Source organism: Tateyamaria sp. GN1-10 (assembly GCF_055693845.1).
In genome coordinates this window covers 4,197,980-4,215,236 of record NZ_JBVFUR010000004.1, presented here as the reverse complement: position 1 = coordinate 4,215,236, position 17,257 = coordinate 4,197,980, and the positions used below count along the sequence as shown (strand labels likewise).

The 17,257-nt window shown below is 60.3% G+C and carries 16 protein-coding genes and 1 pseudogene; 6 read left to right on the top strand and 11 right to left on the bottom strand.

Going from position 1 to position 17,257, the window contains the following annotated elements:
• Positions 1-24: 24 nt before the first annotated feature.
• Positions 25-774 (top strand): methyl-accepting chemotaxis protein, encoded by a 750-nt coding sequence (locus ACZ1HN_RS23240; RefSeq protein ID WP_472729211.1) that lies wholly within the window; start codon positions 25-27, stop codon positions 772-774.
• A 4-nt stretch (positions 775-778) separates the two neighbouring features.
• On the opposite strand, the gene ACZ1HN_RS23235 is transcribed toward ACZ1HN_RS23240, so the two are convergent.
• From ACZ1HN_RS23235 to ACZ1HN_RS23225, 3 genes are all read right to left on the bottom strand, one after another.
• Positions 779-955, bottom strand: coding sequence for a zinc-finger domain-containing protein (locus ACZ1HN_RS23235; protein WP_472729210.1), 177 nt, complete (start codon positions 953-955; stop codon positions 779-781).
• Between the two features lie 68 nt (positions 956-1,023).
• Positions 1,024-1,491, bottom strand: coding sequence for a DUF1203 domain-containing protein (locus ACZ1HN_RS23230; RefSeq protein WP_472729209.1), 468 nt, complete (start codon positions 1,489-1,491; stop codon positions 1,024-1,026).
• Positions 1,488-1,955: a DUF1203 domain-containing protein gene (locus ACZ1HN_RS23225; RefSeq protein WP_472729208.1), complete on the bottom strand. Its 468-nt coding sequence runs from the start codon at positions 1,953-1,955 to the stop codon at positions 1,488-1,490. The genes ACZ1HN_RS23230 and ACZ1HN_RS23225 overlap by 4 nt, the downstream gene beginning before the upstream one ends.
• A gap of 197 nt (positions 1,956-2,152) precedes the next feature.
• Here ACZ1HN_RS23225 and ACZ1HN_RS23220 point away from each other — a divergent pair.
• Both ACZ1HN_RS23220 and ACZ1HN_RS23215 read left to right on the top strand, forming a co-directional pair.
• Positions 2,153-5,124: pseudogene (locus tag ACZ1HN_RS23220) on the top strand (error-prone DNA polymerase).
• A 12-nt stretch (positions 5,125-5,136) separates the two neighbouring features.
• Positions 5,137-5,595 (top strand): hypothetical protein, encoded by a 459-nt coding sequence (locus ACZ1HN_RS23215; RefSeq protein ID WP_472729207.1) that lies wholly within the window; start codon positions 5,137-5,139, stop codon positions 5,593-5,595.
• Here the strand turns inward: ACZ1HN_RS23215 and ACZ1HN_RS23210 are convergent, their stop codons facing one another.
• The gene (locus ACZ1HN_RS23210; RefSeq protein ID WP_472729206.1) at positions 5,596-6,087 is read right to left on the bottom strand and encodes a DUF3291 domain-containing protein; all 492 of its coding nucleotides are present in this window, start codon (positions 6,085-6,087) and stop codon (positions 5,596-5,598) included.
• A gap of 114 nt (positions 6,088-6,201) precedes the next feature.
• Here ACZ1HN_RS23210 and gpmI point away from each other — a divergent pair, with 114 nt between their 5' ends.
• From gpmI to ACZ1HN_RS23195, 3 genes are read left to right on the top strand one after another with little or no spacing between them, the layout of a single operon-like run.
• Entirely contained in the window at positions 6,202-7,713 is a 1,512-nt protein-coding gene (gene gpmI, locus ACZ1HN_RS23205; RefSeq protein WP_472729205.1) for a 2,3-bisphosphoglycerate-independent phosphoglycerate mutase, read from the top strand.
• A complete protein-coding gene (locus tag ACZ1HN_RS23200; RefSeq protein WP_472729204.1) occupies positions 7,710-8,834 on the top strand; it encodes a murein hydrolase activator EnvC family protein in 1,125 nt (374 codons plus the stop codon). Before gpmI ends, ACZ1HN_RS23200 begins: the two co-directional genes overlap by 4 nt.
• A 6-nt stretch (positions 8,835-8,840) precedes the next feature.
• A complete protein-coding gene (locus tag ACZ1HN_RS23195) occupies positions 8,841-10,205 on the top strand; it encodes a S41 family peptidase (protein WP_472729203.1) in 1,365 nt (454 codons plus the stop codon).
• A 94-nt stretch (positions 10,206-10,299) separates the two neighbouring features.
• Here the strand turns inward: ACZ1HN_RS23195 and ACZ1HN_RS23190 are convergent, their stop codons facing one another.
• From ACZ1HN_RS23190 to ACZ1HN_RS23160, 7 genes are all read right to left on the bottom strand, one after another.
• A complete protein-coding gene (locus ACZ1HN_RS23190; protein WP_299600098.1) occupies positions 10,300-10,779 on the bottom strand; it encodes a TrmO family methyltransferase domain-containing protein in 480 nt (159 codons plus the stop codon).
• Entirely contained in the window at positions 10,772-11,626 is an 855-nt protein-coding gene (locus tag ACZ1HN_RS23185) for an AraC family transcriptional regulator (RefSeq protein WP_472729202.1), read from the bottom strand. The genes ACZ1HN_RS23190 and ACZ1HN_RS23185 overlap by 8 nt, the downstream gene beginning before the upstream one ends.
• A 124-nt stretch (positions 11,627-11,750) precedes the next feature.
• Positions 11,751-12,839, bottom strand: a complete 1,089-nt coding sequence (locus tag ACZ1HN_RS23180; protein WP_472729201.1) for a mandelate racemase/muconate lactonizing enzyme family protein — start codon at positions 12,837-12,839, stop codon at positions 11,751-11,753.
• Positions 12,832-13,764 carry a 2-hydroxyacid dehydrogenase gene (locus ACZ1HN_RS23175; RefSeq protein ID WP_472729200.1) on the bottom strand — a complete coding sequence of 311 codons (933 nt, stop codon included), beginning with the start codon at positions 13,762-13,764 and terminating at the stop codon, positions 12,832-12,834. The genes ACZ1HN_RS23180 and ACZ1HN_RS23175 overlap by 8 nt, the downstream gene beginning before the upstream one ends.
• A complete protein-coding gene (locus ACZ1HN_RS23170; protein WP_472729199.1) occupies positions 13,757-14,599 on the bottom strand; it encodes a fumarylacetoacetate hydrolase family protein in 843 nt (280 codons plus the stop codon). Before ACZ1HN_RS23170 ends, ACZ1HN_RS23175 begins: the two co-directional genes overlap by 8 nt.
• 10 nt (positions 14,600-14,609) lie before the next feature.
• A complete protein-coding gene (locus ACZ1HN_RS23165; protein ID WP_472729198.1) occupies positions 14,610-16,409 on the bottom strand; it encodes an IlvD/Edd family dehydratase in 1,800 nt (599 codons plus the stop codon).
• Positions 16,406-17,152: an SDR family oxidoreductase gene (locus ACZ1HN_RS23160; protein ID WP_299209640.1), complete on the bottom strand. Its 747-nt coding sequence runs from the start codon at positions 17,150-17,152 to the stop codon at positions 16,406-16,408. Before ACZ1HN_RS23160 ends, ACZ1HN_RS23165 begins: the two co-directional genes overlap by 4 nt.
• Positions 17,153-17,257 lie beyond the last annotated feature (105 nt).

The window sequence follows — 17,257 nt, the reverse complement described above, 5'->3', positions numbered from 1 at the left end:
ACCTGGATTTGCCACAAAACAGGCATGACAGCGATGAACCGTTTGGGCGATATCACGGATGTTCTGGGGCAGCAGTCGGGGGCGACTGGTATTGCGGCCCGGGTCGAGCTGTTGCGTGCAGTTGATATGATCCGGTCTCATTGCGCGCGTGCGACGTTGTACTGCGCTGCGGGTCTGCTGTTTGATGATCCACGGGATCGTGACGCCTGTATTGCGGGCATAGAACGTGCCATGCCGGGGGCGCACGCAGGTGTGTGTCTTTTGTCTGGTGGTGAGGTCGAGCCGGGCATTGATCCCGCGGCGCTGGCATGGTTGCGCGACACTGTGGCTGACATGCCGGACAGTATTGCACAAATGGGTCATTTCGTGGCCGCCGTGTCAGACCTGGCAAAAGCTTTTGCCAATGAAACGTGCAAGCCCGATGATGTGCGCGAGGTGACGCGCTTTGCAGCAGGTGCGTTCAACGAGCACTTTGCGAAATTGGTCAATCGGTTGAGCGAACACTTGCACAGTGATCGGATCGTCCGACGTGCAACTGCAAACCAGACGGGCGCAGATGCCCGCACTGCTTTGCGCGAGATCAGTGAGATTTCGCGGAACGTCGGCCTCATTGCCATCAACGCATCCATTGAGGCAGCGCATGTTGGTGAACAGGGGCGTGGCTTTGCCGTTATCGCAACGGAAATCCGCGAGCTTTCAGAAAAGATCGAGCAGGCCAACACGCGTGTGCAAGCCCAGGTTGATGCGTTGATCCATCAGGTGATCGACGACTGAGCGCTTAGCTTTCTGCCTCGTCCACATAGATATATTTGCAGTCGCAATAGGGGCATTCGACCCATCCGGTGTCTTCCGGAATCTGCAGCCAGACCCGGGGGTGCCCCAGGGGCCCTTCGCTCCCGTCACAGGCCACGCGGTGGGTGTGGACCGTCTTGGTTTCGGGCGCGTCGATGGGCATGTTGGCTATCCTTGGCTGGGGCGCGTGCGCCCGCGTTTATGAGCCAAGGCGGCAGGCCGCACAAGGGGTTACGCGTCGCGATCGATGCGCGTCTGGTAACAATTGTTGCGGGCAGAACGCACGTGGATATAGGCGACGTCCGGGTCCGCAAAGATCGCGGCCACGCGGGTCTGAATGTCGGGCGTTGGCGTGATCGTTCCGGTTCCATAGACGATGCGGTCGTCCGCTGAGTAGCCTTTGATCAGGTAGTCAGGTGACGTGGTGAGGATGTCCGGCAAATCAGTACCGCCGCCGCGAGGGCAATCGTCGGCGCACAGAAAGATCGGCCCAACCTCGGCATAAGGGTGGGTGCCGTCAAAGGGTTTGTGCGCCAGCACCAGCATCTCTGTGCCGGCAGGGATATCGCACAGGCAATGGCGGCAGGGGGTGCCAGCACCATCGGACACAGCGCGTTCTGGTGGGTTGCCAAAGGCATCGGAGCCCCCGGCGCGATAGGCTTGGACGATGTCGGTGGGCAGAGCAGTGAATGTGGTCATGCGCGGTCAATCCTGGCTTGGTAACAGTTGTTGCGGGTCGAACGGACGTGGATGAAAGCGACAGCGGGATCCTCAAAAAGCTTCTCTGCCGCGCAGATCATGTCATCAGGGGTGACGATCTGGCCGGTGCCGTAAATGATCCGCTCGTCCGTGGAATACGCTTTGATCTGGTAGTCGTGTGATGTGGTCATGGCGCTTGGTAGCGTACCATCATCGACATGGCGCGGGCAGGGAGCAGCACAGACGAACAGTGGGCCAAGTTCGGCATACGGATGCAGGTGATCGAACGGACGATGGGCCACGATCAGGTAAGGTGTGCCTTGGGGAATCAGACTCAAGCAATGTCTGCATCGATTGCCGTTGCCGTCGGATATTGCACGCTCTGGCTGTTGCGCGTTGGCGTCGAGACCACCCGTGCGCCATGCGGTGACGATGTCGGTGTGCAAAGCAGTGAATGTGGGCATGATGGGTTTCCTTTGCCGCAACCGTACATGCCACGCGCGCATGAGCGACCCGAATGCTGCGCAATGAAGCTGGTCTTTTCTGCTCATAATCGCCGGGGGTGCTCAGAGGGCGGAACAATGCCCAAAAACCAGCCGTTCAAATGAGAACAAAAAGTGAATATACTGTCCTCCCTGCTGTAACCGAATCTGCCACCTTGATGTTCTGCGAACTCTCAATCACGTCGAATTTCACCTTCCTCACCGGGGCGTCCCACCCCGAGGAGTACGTGAACCGTGCCGCCCTGTTGGGGATGGAGGCACTGGCCATTGCGGATGACAATTCAGTTGCAGGGATCGTGCGGGCGCATACGCAGGCCAAAGCTATTGCGCGCAGTGTCAAAGAGCGGAGGGATTTTGACACGCTCCATGGTCTGATCGGCCCCCCAAAGCCTGATCATGTCCCTGCACCGCCCAGCATACCGATTACGGTGGTTCCGCGCCTGATCCCGGCAGCCCGGTTGTTGTTCAGCGATGCGCCCCCGATCACTGTCTTGCCCGTTGACCGGCAAGGTTGGCGCAGCCTGTGCCGCATTATTTCGAGGGGGCGGTTGAAAGCAGAAAAGGGCGCATGCGATCTGAGCCTGCAAGACCTCGAAGAGTTTGCGGAAGGTCTGCACCTGCTTGTGTGGCCAGAGGCGCAAACGGTGCAGGGCGGCGCGGTTGACTGGATGAAAACGGCGCGACGGCTGACGCACCGTTTTGCTGGAAACATCCATATCCTGATGACCCCGCGCTATGATGGACGCGACACGGTCCGTTTTGATCGGCTGGCCGATCAGGTGCGGATGTTGGGGGTGCCCACTCTCGCCTCGGCTGCCCCCCGTATGCATCACGGCGCGCGGCGCAAGCTGGCGGATGTGGTCAGCGCGATCCGTCTGAAATGCCGCGTTGATGCGCTGGGTCGCGCAGCCCTCAGCAACGGGGAAGGGCGGCTGCGGAGCGAGGCCGAGATGCTGCGGTTGTTCGCCGGCCATGAAGAAGCGGTGCATCGGGCGGGGCAGCTGGCGGATCGCCTGACCTTTTCGCTCGACCAGTTGCGCTATGAGTATCCATCGGAAATCACCAGGAATGAAACGCCCGGCCAACGGTTGAACCGGCTCGCCTATGAAGGGCTGAAATGGCGCTATCCAGGTGGCGCGCCGGACAAGGCCAAGGCGCTTCTGCGTCACGAGTTAGCCCTGATCGCCAAGCTGAAATACGAGCCTTATTTCCTGACCGTGCGCGATATCGTCCACTTTGCGCGCAGCCGGGGCATCTTGTGCCAGGGCCGTGGCTCGGCCGCCAATTCGGTGGTGTGCTATTGCATGGGCATCACTTCGGTCAGTCCCGAGATGGGCACGATGGTGTTTGAACGTTTCGTGTCCGAAGCCCGCGATGAGCCGCCTGACATCGATGTCGACTTTGAACACGAACGGCGTGAAGAGGTGATCCAGCACATTTACGAGCGCTATGGCCGCCACCGCGCGGGCCTGTGCGCTACGGTCGTGCATTACCGGGGCAAGCGCGCTATCCGTGAAGTGGGCCGTGCCATGGGGTTGACCGAGGATACGATCAGCGCCCTCAGTTCGCAGCTTTGGGGTTTCTTTTCCACCAAGGGGTTGGAGGCGGAACGGATGGCTGAGATCGGCCTTGATTTCCGCGACCGGCGCCTGCGGCAGACCATTGAACTGGTTTATGAAATCAACGGCTTTCCCCGGCACCTGTCCCAGCATGTGGGCGGGTTCATCGTGACCGAGGGGCGGTTGGACGAGTTGGTGCCAATCGAAAACGCCACGATGGAGGATCGCACGGTCATTTGCTGGGACAAGGATGACATCGACAGTCTTGGCATCCTGAAGGTCGATGTGCTGAGCCTTGGGATGCTGACCTGTATTCGCAAGGCCTTTGACCTGCTGAAAATGCACCATCAGCAAAGCTACACCCTTGCGACCCTGCCCAAAGAGGACCCGCGCGTGTACGACATGCTGTGCAAAGCCGACAGCATCGGGGTGTTCCAGGTCGAAAGCCGTGCGCAGATGAACTTTCTGCCCCGGATGCGGCCCCGGAATTTCTATGACCTCGTGATCGAGGTGGCCATCATCCGTCCCGGCCCCATTCAGGGCGACATGGTGCATCCTTACATCCGGCGCAGGAACGGGGAGGAGGAGGTGTCCTTTCCATCGGATGAACTCGGTCAGGTGCTGGGCAAGACGTTGGGTGTGCCGTTGTTCCAAGAGCAGGCCATGCAGATCGCCATTGTTGGGGCGGGCTTTACCCCCGATCAGGCGGATCGGCTGCGGCGCTCACTTGCCACCTTCAAGAAGCACGGAAGTGTTAGTGAATTCCGGGCGCTGTTCCTGCATGGCATGCGCAAGAACGGCTATGAGGATGACTTTGCCGAGCGGTGTTTTTCCCAGATCGAAGGGTTCGGCAGCTATGGCTTTCCCGAAAGCCATGCGGCGAGCTTTGCGCTCTTGGTCTATGCCTCAAGCTGGATCAAATGCCACCATCCGGGCATCTTTGCCTGTGCGCTGCTGAATGCGCAGCCCATGGGGTTCTATGCCCCGGCCCAGATCGTCCGGGATGCGCGCGAGCATGGGGTTGAGATGCGCCCCATCTGTGTGAACGCCAGTTTCTGGGACAATACGATGGAGCCTGATGGCAGGGGGGCTTGGCCCTGCGGTTGGGATTTCGGCAACTCAAGGGGATGAGCGAGGAGGATGCCAGCTGGCTGACCGCGGCGCGCGGGAATGGCTACCGCTCTGTGCGGGACGTGTGGCGGCGTGCGGGGTTGGGGCCTGCCGTGATCGTGCGGTTGGCCGAGGCGGATGCCTTTGCCACTGCAGGCATCAACCGCCGTGAGGCGCTTTGGGAGGCCAAAGCCATTGTCCCGGGATCCGCCTTGCCCCTGTTCTCCACGGATCTGGATGGTGAGGTCGTGGATGAGCCTGCGGCTCTGCTGCCGGAGATGACGTTGGGCGAAGAGGTGGTGGAGGATTATGTATCGACGCGCTTGACCCTCAGGGCGCATCCCGTGGGCCTGCTGCGCCATATCCTGACGCCCGGCGCAGCCCCCGTTGAGGTATTGCCGACGACGCAGGCCGCCCCCGATCTGTCGAAGATTAGTTTTACCCGTGGCGACCCGGATTGAAGGAACCTCACAATGACGGCACTCACTGACTACAAGGCCGCATCCGGCACGTTTGTTCCCGTGTGGACACTTGAAATCCAGACCCTGCCCGAAGATACGGATCGCATTCTGGATGCGGTGATGGCTGTGTATCCATTGAGTTACGGGCGTTACCAACGCAATGCCAGCATCTCGGCCGTCGGAGCAGAGACGGCGCAACCTGAACCCGGATCGACGACGACAACCCATGTGGAGGGGTTCGAGGCTGGTGGGACCGAGACCTATCCCATGGTCGAGTTGAAAATTTCTATCGAGCGCGATGTGGCGGTGCTGGCAAAAGTGATGGATGCCGTTCTCGAGGTTCATCACTACGAAGAACCCGTGATTTTCCTGCGCGAGGATTGGGCGAGCCGTGCCGCCTATGATCCGAACAACGACAATCCCCATCGTTGGTGGAACAATGGGCGTGGCCTGCCAGATCGCATCACGTAATCAATCGGGCTGAGCAAACCGGGTTTGCAAGGTAAATGCCTGTTCGGTCGGCCCGTTCTGCCGCAACAGGTGCAGACGTTCCCAACCCTCATCAAGGCTGACCCGCGTGCCCTTTGGCGCCCACCACATCACCATTGTCGGCCCTTCTGACCGATCCACCCAATCGCGCAGGGATTTCATGCCCTCACGGTGAAGCGTATCGCGGTAGGCAAAGCGGTGCATTGCATGCACGTCACGCCATCCGGCCATGGTCAGGATGTGAAAGTTATCTTCGGTCTGATCTGTTTGCAGGGCGAGCAAATCCCCCATGTTGCCATAGGTTCCGTCCGGCATGCGCGCGCCGTGATTGTGCCAAAACATCCCGTCATCGGCCTTGGCCCGGGCAAAGACCAAGGGCAGTTGACCGAAGAAGTACTGCGCATGCGGGTGACTGGCGCTGAACGGGCCAACCGGGCGCACGACGTTCAAGTGCACCAGCATGTGTTCGCTCATTCCTTTGCCCTCCGTAGGTTGGAAGCCTAGTGCGCCGCATGAGCCACGCAAGCCTTCTTTCCAACAGCATGTCCGCGCGGTAGAACGCAGACGATACATCGGAAGGATCCCGCAATGGCACCACCCAAACCTGTTGTTCTGTGCATTCTGGATGGCTGGGGTCTGCGCGAGGATGAAACGGGCAATGCACCGAAGCTTGCCCGCACACCGACCTTTGATCGCATCATGGATACCTGTTCCCACGCGACCCTGATCACCCACGGTCCGGATGTAGGTCTGCCACGTGGTCAAATGGGCAACTCGGAAGTGGGTCACACCAATATCGGTGCCGGTCGCGTGGTGGCGATGGATCTGGGCCAGATTGACCTGGCGATTGAGGATGGCAGCTTTTTCCGCAACCCGCGCCTGACTGACTGGATTGCGCGGATCAAGGAGGCTGAAGGGCGCGCGCACCTGATGGGTGTTTTGTCTGACGGAGGTGTGCATGGTCATATCAATCACATGGTTGCAGCGGCCAAGGCTTGCACCGATGCGGGTCTTCCCGTGCTGGTCCATGCCATCACAGATGGGCGTGATGTGCCCCCGAAATCTGCGTTGACTTATCTTGAGCAATTGCATGATGCCCTGCCCGCTGGCGCACGGATCGTGACGCTGACGGGCCGCTACTTTGCGATGGATCGCGACAACCGTTGGGACCGGGTTGAAACGGCCTTTGCCGCCATGGTGCGGGCCGATGCACATATCGTTGAAAACGCACAGGCGGCGATTGAAGCGGCTTATGACGATCACAAGACCGATGAATTCATTCCTGCCACGGTCATGGACGGCTACAAGGGCGCCAAGGATGGCGACGGGCTGTTCTGTCTGAATTTCCGGGCCGACCGCGCGCGCGAGATCATGGCGGCGCTGGGCGATCCCGGCTTTGATGCTTTCGTGCCGGAAGGCCGTCCGGAGTGGTCCGGGCTGATCGGCATGGCGGACTATTCGGAAGAGCATAATGCCTACATGACCACTGTCTATCCAAAGCCCGAGATCGTGAATACGCTAGGGGCGTGGGTCGCCAAGGCCGGGCTGCGTCAGCTCCGGCTGGCCGAGACCGAGAAATACCCGCATGTCACGTTCTTCCTGAATGGCGGCGAAGAGCAGCCGGAGGAGGGAGAGGATCGCGCGATGCCAAAATCTCCTGCTGTTGCTACCTATGATCTCCAGCCGGAAATGTCGTCCGTCGAAGTCACGGACAAGTTCATTGCGGCCATTGAAGAGGGCTATAATCTGATTGTCGTCAACTATGCCAACCCGGACATGGTGGGGCACACGGGCGATCTGGATGCCGCAATTGCGGCTTGCGAAGCCGTGGATACCGGTTTGGGCCGTGTTCTGCCCGTGCTTGAAAAGGCTGGTGGCGCGATGGTCTTGACGGCGGATCACGGCAATTGCGAGACGATGATCGACCCCGAGACCGGCGCCCCGCACACGGCCCATACCACCAATCTGGTCCCGGTGGCGTTGATTGGTGCAGAAGGGACGGTCGGGGATGGCAAGCTGGCAGATCTGGCGCCGACGATCCTGCAGCTCATGGGTCTGGAGCAACCGGAAGAAATGACGGGCGTCAGTCTGATTACATGAGACTTCTGGCTGCAGCCCTTTTGATGTGTTTTGCGCTGCCTCTGTCCGCGCAGGAAGACGCTGGTGCGCTTGCCCGTGGCGCGGGTGTGCAGCTTGAGGCAGCCTCGGTCCGTTTGTCAGAGGCCGACAGCGCCCGCGACCGGGTGCGTGCCTTGACGGACACCGTGCACGCATACGAAGCCGGGCTTGCCGCGATGCGGGCAGGGTTGCGCCGGGCCTCCATACGAGAGGCGCAGTTGCGCGGCCAGCTTCAGGCCCGTGATGCCGAGATCGCTCAGCTTGTTGCTGTGTTGCAGACGCTGAGCCCGGGCCAGTCACCGACCGCCTTTCTGCATCCCGACGGTCCTAACGGAACAGCACGCGCGGGGATGTTGTTGGCCGAACTCACCCCGGCATTGAACCAGCGCGCAAGCCAGTTGCGGCAGGACTTGAACGACGTCGAAGGTCTGCGTGTGTTGCAGGAGCAGGCGGCAAAGCAACTGCAAACCGGGTTGTCAGAGGTGCAGACCGCGCGATCCGCACTGAACCAGGCGATGGCAGAACGGAAAGATCTACCCCAACGGTTTACCGAAGACCCGGTGCGAACCGCGATCCTGATTGCGTCGGCTGAAACTCTGGATGCGTTTTCGAGCGGGTTGGCCAGCATTGCCGAAGGGGATGCAGGTTGGACACCTCCGCAGATCGATGACCTGATTGGCGAATTTCCAATGCCCGCGCGCGGTGTGATATTGCGGCGTGCTGGAGAGCCCGATGCCGCTGGTATCACCCGCCCCGGCATCCTGCTGGCGACCCGCCCCGGCACGCTGGTAACGTCGCCAACCGCGGCCACATTGCGCTACGTCGGGCCGCTTCTGGACTTTGGCAATGTCACGATTCTTGAGCCACGCCCCGAAACCCTGATCATCCTCGCGGGGATGGCGATCAGCTACGGTGAGACGGGACAGATCATCGCAGCAAGCACGCCTTTGGGCCTGATGGGCGGGCTTCCGGCACAAAATGGCCCATCAACAGGTGGTGAAGGGGGTGGTACTGACCGCTCGGAAACGCTCTATATAGAGGTAAGAGAGAATAATGTGCCAATGGACCCACTCACGTGGTTCAGCACCGAACAGGATGGATAAGCTGGAATGAAGAAATTCGTGATGGCCGCCTTGGGCGGAACGATGGCAGGTGCAATCGCAACGACGCAGGTTGCAGGGCCACTCTTGGCGCAGGAAAGTGCTTCGAGTGCGACCGTATATGAACAACTGGATCTGTTCGGCGACATTTTCGAACGCATCCGGAACCAATATGTCGAGGATGTTGAGCCCGGTGAGCTGATCGAAGCGGCTATTGACGGCATGTTGACGTCGCTTGATCCGCACTCCAGCTATCTGTCGCCAGATGACGCGGCGCAGATGCAGGTGCAAACCCGAGGTGAGTTCGGCGGTCTGGGAATCGAAGTGACCCAGGAAGAGGGCTTCATCAAGGTTGTGTCGCCTATCGACAGCACGCCCGCCGCCGAAGCCGGGATCGAAGCGGGCGATTTCATCACCCATGTCGATGGAGAGTCGATGCTGGGCCTGGCCTTGGACGCAGCCGTGGATCGCATGCGCGGTCCGGTGGGGTCCGAGATCATCATTACAGTTGTCCGCGAAGGCGAGAGCGAGCCCTTTGATGTGTCCATCATTCGGGACACGATCGAGTTGCAGGCGGTGCGCAGCCGGACCCAAGGCGATACAGTCGTGTTGCGTGTGACAACCTTCAACGACAAGACCACGCCGAACCTTGTGTCCAAGCTGGAAGAAGAGGTCGAAACCCTTGGCGGGATGAACAACGTCAACGGATTTGTCCTGGATTTGAGGAACAACCCCGGTGGGTTGTTGACCCAGGCCATCCGTGTGTCGGATGCGTTCCTGGAAAAGGGCGAGATCGTATCGACGCGTGGCCGTGATCCGGTAGACGGCGACCGATACAATGCAACGCCGGGTGATCTGGCGAAGGGCAAGCCGATTGTTGTGCTGATCAATGGCGGATCGGCCTCGGCGTCCGAGATTGTCGCGGGGGCCCTGCAGGATCACCGTCGGGCTATCGTTGTTGGTACCAAGAGCTTTGGCAAAGGCTCGGTTCAGACGGTTATGCCACTGCGCGGCGACGGTGCCATGCGCTTGACCACGGCGCGGTATTACACGCCGTCAGGCCGGTCGATTCAAGCGCTGGGCGTAAGCCCTGATATCATTGTAGAGCAGCCCCGCCGCAGCCCCACGACCGAGGAAGAGGATGAACCGGCCAGTGCAGTCGGCCCCCGGACCGAGGGCGATCTGCGCGGCAGCCTCGACAACGACTCGTTGACTGACGATCAGGTGCGCCAGATCGAGGAAGATCGTGCAAAGGCCCAAGCAGCTGCTGACCTGCGGGAAGAGGACTATCAGTTGGCTTATGCCATCGACATCCTGAAAGGTCTGAACGCGCTGGGTCCAGTCGAAGATGACCGCCAAGCAAGCTCCAAATGAGCAAAACGCACGGTGGTGTGATCCACCGTGCGCCACTCTTGCGGGCTTTTGCGTCGAGAAACGAGCCGACGTAAACGGATCGGAGTGCTGATCCTTAGGCTCTGAATTCCTTTTCCCAATCAAACGCCGCGGATGCCTCAAGCGAGTTGGGCCAATGGCTGAAATGGTCTGGGATATGGGCATTTTCCACACGATCCGAGGCTGGGAAGTATGGCTTGAGGTCCAGGACCGGCGTTCCTGGCAACATGTCGAAGTAGTGGGAAAACACGATCCCAGCATCCAGATCGACGGATGCAACTGAAAACACTGACAGACCTATCGGGTTGGGTCGCGCTTCCGACCGCGTTGCAAATACACCTAACTCCGCCGAGGTGGCGGTATAGGGTGACACGATGCTGTAGCGCGCGCGCTGCGCATCGCTGTCCGCTTCGTGTGCCCACCAAAGGGCTATGGCGTGGCTGAAAGGCAGCACCCCTTCCAGACCGCGTCTGACGTCAGGTATCAACCGCACGGCAAACTGTCCGTCGATCATCTCGCACTGCCCAATGGGGCTTAGGGTGTAAGTGTCATTCATCGTCATGCTCCGCATGTTTGTTCACTAAGGGAAGACAAAGCGTGACGTTGAAGCCGGGCTGCTTGCTGGCACCGCGATACACCTCATAGGCGGGGCGATCCGCAGGTTCGTACCCGGATTGTGGCAACCAGTCGGAAAACAACCAATCCCAATAGTCCGAGATACGATGCATCTCGTTTTCCGGGACGTCTGTTTTTAGACATGCGACACGTCCCCCGGCGAGGGTGCGAAGCCTGACTTGGCCTGTTGCCTTCGTGTCCTTGGCTACTTCGTAACAGGCATCCAGCCTCCATGTGCTCTGATCTGCCAATGCAGAGTCCGACCATGTAATACTGATAGCCTCGTCGGGCGCAGGCTGTTCAAGAACCGACAGGTGCCATTTGCCCAAATCGTAATAAAGCTTGCTGATGCTTGCATGGCTGTAAGGACCGACCAGTCGGAGGCTTGCCAGTCTGCGTTCTGGCACAGTCTTGATTTCCACGTCGACGCTCATGCCGTCTGGATACATTGGTGCAGGTCGTGCGACTTTTCTCATCCTGCGCATTCTGAAATCAGGTGGACGATCACGCCGATACCGTGTCGGTGAGCAGTCATAAGCTTTCCGAAAGGCTTTGGAGAAATTTGCGCTGCTGGAAAATCCGCATGTCAGTGCGATGTCCGTGACCGACCTTTGCCGCCGATAGATCAGCGCGCTGGCGGCCATCTCTAATCGCAGACGGATGATACACTGTGCGACGGTTTCTCCGGTCACGGCGCGGAACACGCGGTGAAAATGAAACTCCGAGAAGGCCGCCTGTTTGCAAAGCTCTTTGACTGTATGCGGATGTTCAGGACGGGCGCGGATCATGTCCACGACCCGCTCTACGCGCCGGTGATAATCGGTGAGCGTTCGCTGCTTTTTCGGAGAGCCGCCTGTTTTATGCATTGTGACCCGTGAGTGTAAGCCATCCTGAAACTGTGGCACCAAGCCGTTATAGCGCCACCTCGTGTGGCGTCAGTTTATCCCAATCAAACGTGACACCGATTCCCGGCACGTTTGGTGCAACGGCGAGGTGATCTTTGATCACCAGCGGGCGGGTCGTGTAGCGGTCGATAGGGAAGCTGTGCACTTCCAGCCAGCCGCCATGGGGTTGGCTGGAGACCAGCGAAACGTGCAGTTCCTGCATGCCGTGGCTGCACACAGGGACGCCAGCGTCCTGTGCCATCTTGGCCACCTGAAGCCAGCCGGTGATGCCAAGGCAGTTTGATGCGTCGGGCTGGATGAAATCGACATGGGGCATGGCGCGGCGGAATTCGTGCATGGTATGCAGGTTTTCGCCTTGGGCTGTGGCCATGCCCGTGGCCGCGCGGATCGCAGCGAAGTCTTCGAAGAAGTCCGGCTCAATCGGTTCCTCGAACCACGTGATGTTTTGATCTTTGACTGCGTTGGCAAGGCTGATTGCCTGATCGGTGGTCATCGAATAGTTGGCGTCGATCATGAAGGTGATATCGGGGCCGATCAGGTCGCGAACAGCCTTGATCCGTTCCACATCTTCGGCTTCGGTGGGTTGGCCGATCTTGATTTTGACCGCGTTGTGGCCGCGCGCAAGATAGCCCCGGATGCTGTCCAACAGTTTTGGCAGGTCAAAGCCAAGGTCGATACCGCCGGCATAGGCGCGGCACCGGTCCGATGCGCCGCTAGCGGCTTGCACCAGCGATTGCCCGGTGCCTTTCAGCCGCGCGTCCCACAGCGCGATGTCCACGGCGGAGATGGCGAAGGACAGGATGCCGCCCCGCCCCACATAGTGCAGATGTTCGTCCATGGCGTGTGTGAGCTGCTCGACATTGTCCGCATCCTGCCCGATCAGGAAGGGCGCGAGGTCGTGTGTGATCATCGCCGCCGTCGCATGCCCGCCGCGCCCGCCATTGTAGGTGTAGCCCATGCCGATGCGCCCGTCGTCCAGCGTGACCGTCGCTGTGATCAGGTGGAAGTGACTGTGATCGCCGTGCTTGGCGTCGACGAGGATTTCGTCGAGTGGCACGGCGAAGAGGCGGGCGGTGACGTCTGTGATCTTAGCCATTGAGGTGCTTGGTTTCCGGCACGGGCGTGATCACCAGCCCGTTGTCGAGATGGCTGATGAGGTTGTCGACGACCAACGTGCCCATCGCGGCGCGCGTTTCATGCGTGGCGCTGCCCACGTGGGGCAGAAGGATGACGTTGGACATGGTCTTGAGCGCGTCGGGGATTTTGGGTTCTTCCTCGAATACGTCGAGGGCGGCGTATCCGAGCTTACCGGATTGGAGGGCGGCGACCATCGCGGCCTCGTCAATCACCGAGCCGCGTGAGACGTTGATGAGCGTCCCGTCCGGTCCTAACGCTTCGATTACGTCGGCATTGACAATGTGGTGCGTCGAGGGGCCGCCAGGGGTGATGCAGATGATCACCTCGACCGCCTTTGCCATGTCCACGAGGTTGGCGTGGTAGGTGTAGGGCACGTCCTTTTCGCTGCGGGTGTGATAGTGGATGTCGGCATCGAACGCTTTGAGCTTGTCCGCGATGGCCTGGCCGATGCGGCCTAGGCCGAGGATGCCGACGCGCCGGTTGTCGGCGCTGCGTGATAGGGGTGCGTTGCCGTTTTTCTCCCAATTGCCGGAGCGGGCGTGCGCCTCGTCCGACAGGAAACTGCGGAAGCTGGTGAGCATGAGCATGATCGCCGTCGTTGCCACCTCGGCGTTCAGCACGTCGGGCGTGTGGGTGACAATGATGCCCCGTTCGATGCAAGCGTCGGTGTCGATCGCGTCGTAGCCCACGCCATAGCTTGCAGCGACCTTGGCGTTTGTGCACTTGGCAAGGATATCCGCAGGCACGCCGTCATGGCCGTTGGTGACGATGTGGGTGATCGCCTCTGCTGGATAATCGCCGCTGGCCTGATGGATGGTGAACCGTTCGGACAGACGGTCACGCATGGTATCGGTGATGCCGCCAATTTGCAGAAGATCAGGCATCCTGTTTCACCTCTTGCCGTTGGGTGCCGAGGCCAGCGATTTCCAGTTCCATGACGTCGCCCACCTTAAGGTAGGTTTTCGGGTTCATCCCGTCGCCCACACCCGGAGGGGTGCCTGTGCTGATCACGTCGCCGGGGTGCAGGGTGAAGAGCTGGCTGAGGTGTTCAATGATCTCGGCCACGGAAAAGATCATGGTGGCGGTGTTGCCTGTCTGCATCCGCTGGCCGTTGACCGACAGGCTCATATCAAGCGCTTGCGGGTCTTCGATTTCGTCGCGAGTGACAAGATACGGACCTGTGGGGCCGAATGTGTCGCAGGATTTCCCCTTGGTCCATTGTCCCGTGAGGTTCTGCTGGAACTCGCGCTCTGACACGTCATTGATGATGCAGTAGCCTGCCACGTAGTCGAGCGCGTCGGCCTTTGGGACGTACTTGCAGGTCTTGCCGATCACCGCGCCCAATTCGACTTCCCAATCCGTGCGCCGCGAGCCGCGCGGCATGACCACATCGTCATTGGGGCCAACGATGGCGGAGTTTGCCTTGAAGAACAGTATCGGATGCTCGGGGATGGGCAGGCCCTGTTCGGCGGCGTGGTCGGAGTAATTGAGGCCGATGCAGAGGAACTTGCCGATATTGCCGACGCAGGGGCCGATGCGGGGATTGCCATCGACTGCGGGCAGGGTGGCCGGGTCTATGGCACGCAGTTTGTCGAGCGTGGCGTCGTCCAGCGTGGCGCCGTGGATGTCATCGATGTGACCGCTCAGGTCGCGGAGGGTGTCGCCGTCCATGAGGCCGGGCTTTTCGTGACCAGTGTCACCGTATCTTACGAGTTTCATAGGGAACCTCTTAGTGGTTGTCGCGCGGCATGTGCTTGCGCGAGATGTCTTGGTACTGTGCCGCGCCGCGCAGGGTCATGCCCTCGTCAAAGCGGCCCACGTAGTCGCGGAAGATCTCTTGCCACGGGCTTTGGCTTTCAGGGACGGGGTAGCCGCCTGCGGCCATCATCGCTTCGGCGCGTGCCTGAAGCGTGGCGTCGTCCACCAGCATATCGGCGGTGCATTTCTTCAGATCGATCCGCACGCGGTCGCCGTTTTCGAGGAGGGCAAGGCCGCCGCCATCTGCTGCTTCGGGCGAGGCGTTGAGGATTGAGGGCGAGCCGGACGTGCCGGATTGGCGGCCATCACCGACGCAGGGCAGCGCCTGGATACCTCTTTTGAGCAGGTAGGAGGGCGCGCGCATGTTCACGACCTCAGCCCCGCCGGGATATCCTTTGGGACCGGCGCCGCGCATGAAGAGGACGCAATGTTCGTCGATGTTTTCCGCCGGATCGTCGATGCGGTGGTGGAAGTCTTCAGGCCCGTCGAAGACCACGGCACGCCCTTCGAACGCTTCGGGGTCGTCGGGATTGGACAGGTAGCGGTTGCGGAATTCCTCGGAAATCACAGAGGTTTTCATGATCGCGCTGTCGAATAGGTTGCCCTTGAGGTTGATGAACCCGGCTTCCGCTTTCAGCGGGTCGGACACCGGCTTGATCACCTCGGTGTTTTCGCTGCGCAGGTGGGCGCAGTTTTCGCGCATTGTCTTGCCGTTGGCGGTGATGACATCGGGGTGAGGCAGCAGGTCTGCGGCGATCAGTTCTCCGATCACGGCGGGGACGCCGCCTGCATGCTGGTAGTCTTCGCCCAAGTATTCGCCTGCGGGCTGAAGGTTGACGAGCAGGGGTACATGGTGGCCGACTTGCTGCCAGTCGTCATTGTTCAGCGGCACATCAAGGTGCTTGGCCACGCCATTCAAGTGGATGGGCGCGTTGGTCGACCCACCGATGGCGGAATTGATGACGATCGTGTTTTCGAACGCTTCGCGCGTCATGATGTCGGAGGGGCGCAGGTCTTCCCACACCATATCGACGATGCGCTTGCCGGTCTCATAACTGATCTGGCTGCGTTCACGGTAGGGGGCCGGGATGGCGGCGGAGCCGGGGAGTTGCATGCCGAGCGCTTCCGCCAGCGAGTTCATCGTGGTGGCCGTGCCCATTGTGTTGCAATAGCCGACGGAGGGCGCGGAAGAGGCGACGAGTTCCATGAACCCTTCGCCGTCGATCTCTCCCTTGGCCATCATCTCGCGCGCTTGCCAGACGATGGAGCCGGAGCCGGTGCGTTCGCCGCGGAACCAGCCGTTGAGCATGGGTCCGACCGACAGGGCAACGGCAGGGATGTTGACCGTGGCCGCAGCCATGAGAAGGGCCGGGGTGGTTTTGTCACAGCCGATATTCAGCACAACGCCGTCCAGCGGATAGCCAAAAAGTGTTTCGACAAGGCTCAGATAGGCGAGGTTGCGGTCCAGCATGGCTGTGGGGCGCTTGCCGGTTTCCTGGATCGGGTGAACTGGGATTTCGATGCAGGTGCCACCCGCGGCCACGATGCCGTCGCGGACACGCTTCGCCAACTCGATGTGGTGGCGGTTGCAGGGCGACAGGTCGCTGCCGGTCTGCGCGATGCCGATGATCGGCTTGCCGGATTGCAACTCTTCGCGCGTCAGCCCGTAGTTCAGGTAGCGTTCAAGGTAGAGCGCAGTCATTTCCGGGTTGTCCGGGTTCATGAACCACTTGCGGGAACGCAGGTCTTCTATTCCGATTTTCTTGGTCATTGTCCTGACCAGCCTCCATCAATGATGTGGGTGTGTCCTGTGGTGAATGCGCTTTCGTCACTGGCAAGGTAGACGACAAGCGCTGCGATTTCTTCGGCTTTGGCGACCCGCCCCATGGGCTGGCGGGCGACGAATTGTTCCATGGCCTTGTCGTAGCTGCCAAGCTGTTCGCCCAGTGCCTTGACCCTGTCGTGCCAGCTGGGGCTTTCGACGGTGCCGGGGCAGATGCAGTTACAGCGGATGCCTTGTGTGATGTAGTCCACGGCGACGGATTTGGTGAGACCGACGACGGCGGCCTTGGTCGTGCCGTAGATGAAGCGATTGGGCGCGCCGATGATGGACCCGAGGGCCGATGACATGTTGATGATCGAGCCGTTGCCGCGCTCCAGCATCCCCGGCAAGGTGGCGCGGATGGTGTGATACATCGACCGTACGTTGAGGTCGAAGGCAAAATCCCATTCATCATCCGTGCTATCCATGATCGTGCCGTGATGCACGAAGCCCGCGCAGTTGAACAGGATGTCGGGTTGCGCGCGCGCCACGCCGTCGGTGATGCTGTCCGGGTCGCGGACGTCCAGTGGGAAGGTTTCGATATTGGCGTGATCCACCGTGCCGAGTGCCTCGGCGTTCAGGTCGGTAGCAAAGACATGTGCCCCTTCGTTTGCCATCGCCAACGCGCTTGCACGGCCGATCCCTTGGCCCGCTGCGGTCACAAGTGCGCTCTTTCCGTCAAGACGGCCCATGCACTCCTCCCTATTCGATCAGGTGTTGCGCAGCCCGAAGGTCTGCGTTTTGGTGTTAGCGTAGGACAAGCTGTGGGAGTTGACCAGACGTCACGGCAAAATCGG

What these genes read in the sequence shown, in the direction of transcription:
- ACZ1HN_RS23240 (WP_472729211.1), top strand. Translation starts at nt 25, where the DNA reads ATGACAGCGATGAACCGTTTGGGCGATATCACGGATGTTCTGGGGCAG.
- ACZ1HN_RS23235 (WP_472729210.1), bottom strand. Translation starts at nt 955, where the DNA reads ATGCCCATCGACGCGCCCGAAACCAAGACGGTCCACACCCACCGCGTG.
- ACZ1HN_RS23230 (WP_472729209.1), bottom strand. Translation starts at nt 1,491, where the DNA reads ATGACCACATTCACTGCTCTGCCCACCGACATCGTCCAAGCCTATCGC.
- ACZ1HN_RS23225 (WP_472729208.1), bottom strand. Translation starts at nt 1,955, where the DNA reads ATGCCCACATTCACTGCTTTGCACACCGACATCGTCACCGCATGGCGC.
- ACZ1HN_RS23215 (WP_472729207.1), top strand. Translation starts at nt 5,137, where the DNA reads ATGACGGCACTCACTGACTACAAGGCCGCATCCGGCACGTTTGTTCCC.
- ACZ1HN_RS23210 (WP_472729206.1), bottom strand. Translation starts at nt 6,087, where the DNA reads ATGAGCGAACACATGCTGGTGCACTTGAACGTCGTGCGCCCGGTTGGC.
- gpmI (WP_472729205.1), top strand. Translation starts at nt 6,202, where the DNA reads ATGGCACCACCCAAACCTGTTGTTCTGTGCATTCTGGATGGCTGGGGT.
- ACZ1HN_RS23200 (WP_472729204.1), top strand. Translation starts at nt 7,710, where the DNA reads ATGAGACTTCTGGCTGCAGCCCTTTTGATGTGTTTTGCGCTGCCTCTG.
- ACZ1HN_RS23195 (WP_472729203.1), top strand. Translation starts at nt 8,841, where the DNA reads ATGAAGAAATTCGTGATGGCCGCCTTGGGCGGAACGATGGCAGGTGCA.
- ACZ1HN_RS23190 (WP_299600098.1), bottom strand. Translation starts at nt 10,779, where the DNA reads ATGAATGACACTTACACCCTAAGCCCCATTGGGCAGTGCGAGATGATC.
- ACZ1HN_RS23185 (WP_472729202.1), bottom strand. Translation starts at nt 11,626, where the DNA reads ATGATCCGCGCCCGTCCTGAACATCCGCATACAGTCAAAGAGCTTTGC.
- ACZ1HN_RS23180 (WP_472729201.1), bottom strand. Translation starts at nt 12,839, where the DNA reads ATGGCTAAGATCACAGACGTCACCGCCCGCCTCTTCGCCGTGCCACTC.
- ACZ1HN_RS23175 (WP_472729200.1), bottom strand. Translation starts at nt 13,764, where the DNA reads ATGCCTGATCTTCTGCAAATTGGCGGCATCACCGATACCATGCGTGAC.
- ACZ1HN_RS23170 (WP_472729199.1), bottom strand. Translation starts at nt 14,599, where the DNA reads ATGAAACTCGTAAGATACGGTGACACTGGTCACGAAAAGCCCGGCCTC.
- ACZ1HN_RS23165 (WP_472729198.1), bottom strand. Translation starts at nt 16,409, where the DNA reads ATGACCAAGAAAATCGGAATAGAAGACCTGCGTTCCCGCAAGTGGTTC.
- ACZ1HN_RS23160 (WP_299209640.1), bottom strand. Translation starts at nt 17,152, where the DNA reads ATGGGCCGTCTTGACGGAAAGAGCGCACTTGTGACCGCAGCGGGCCAA.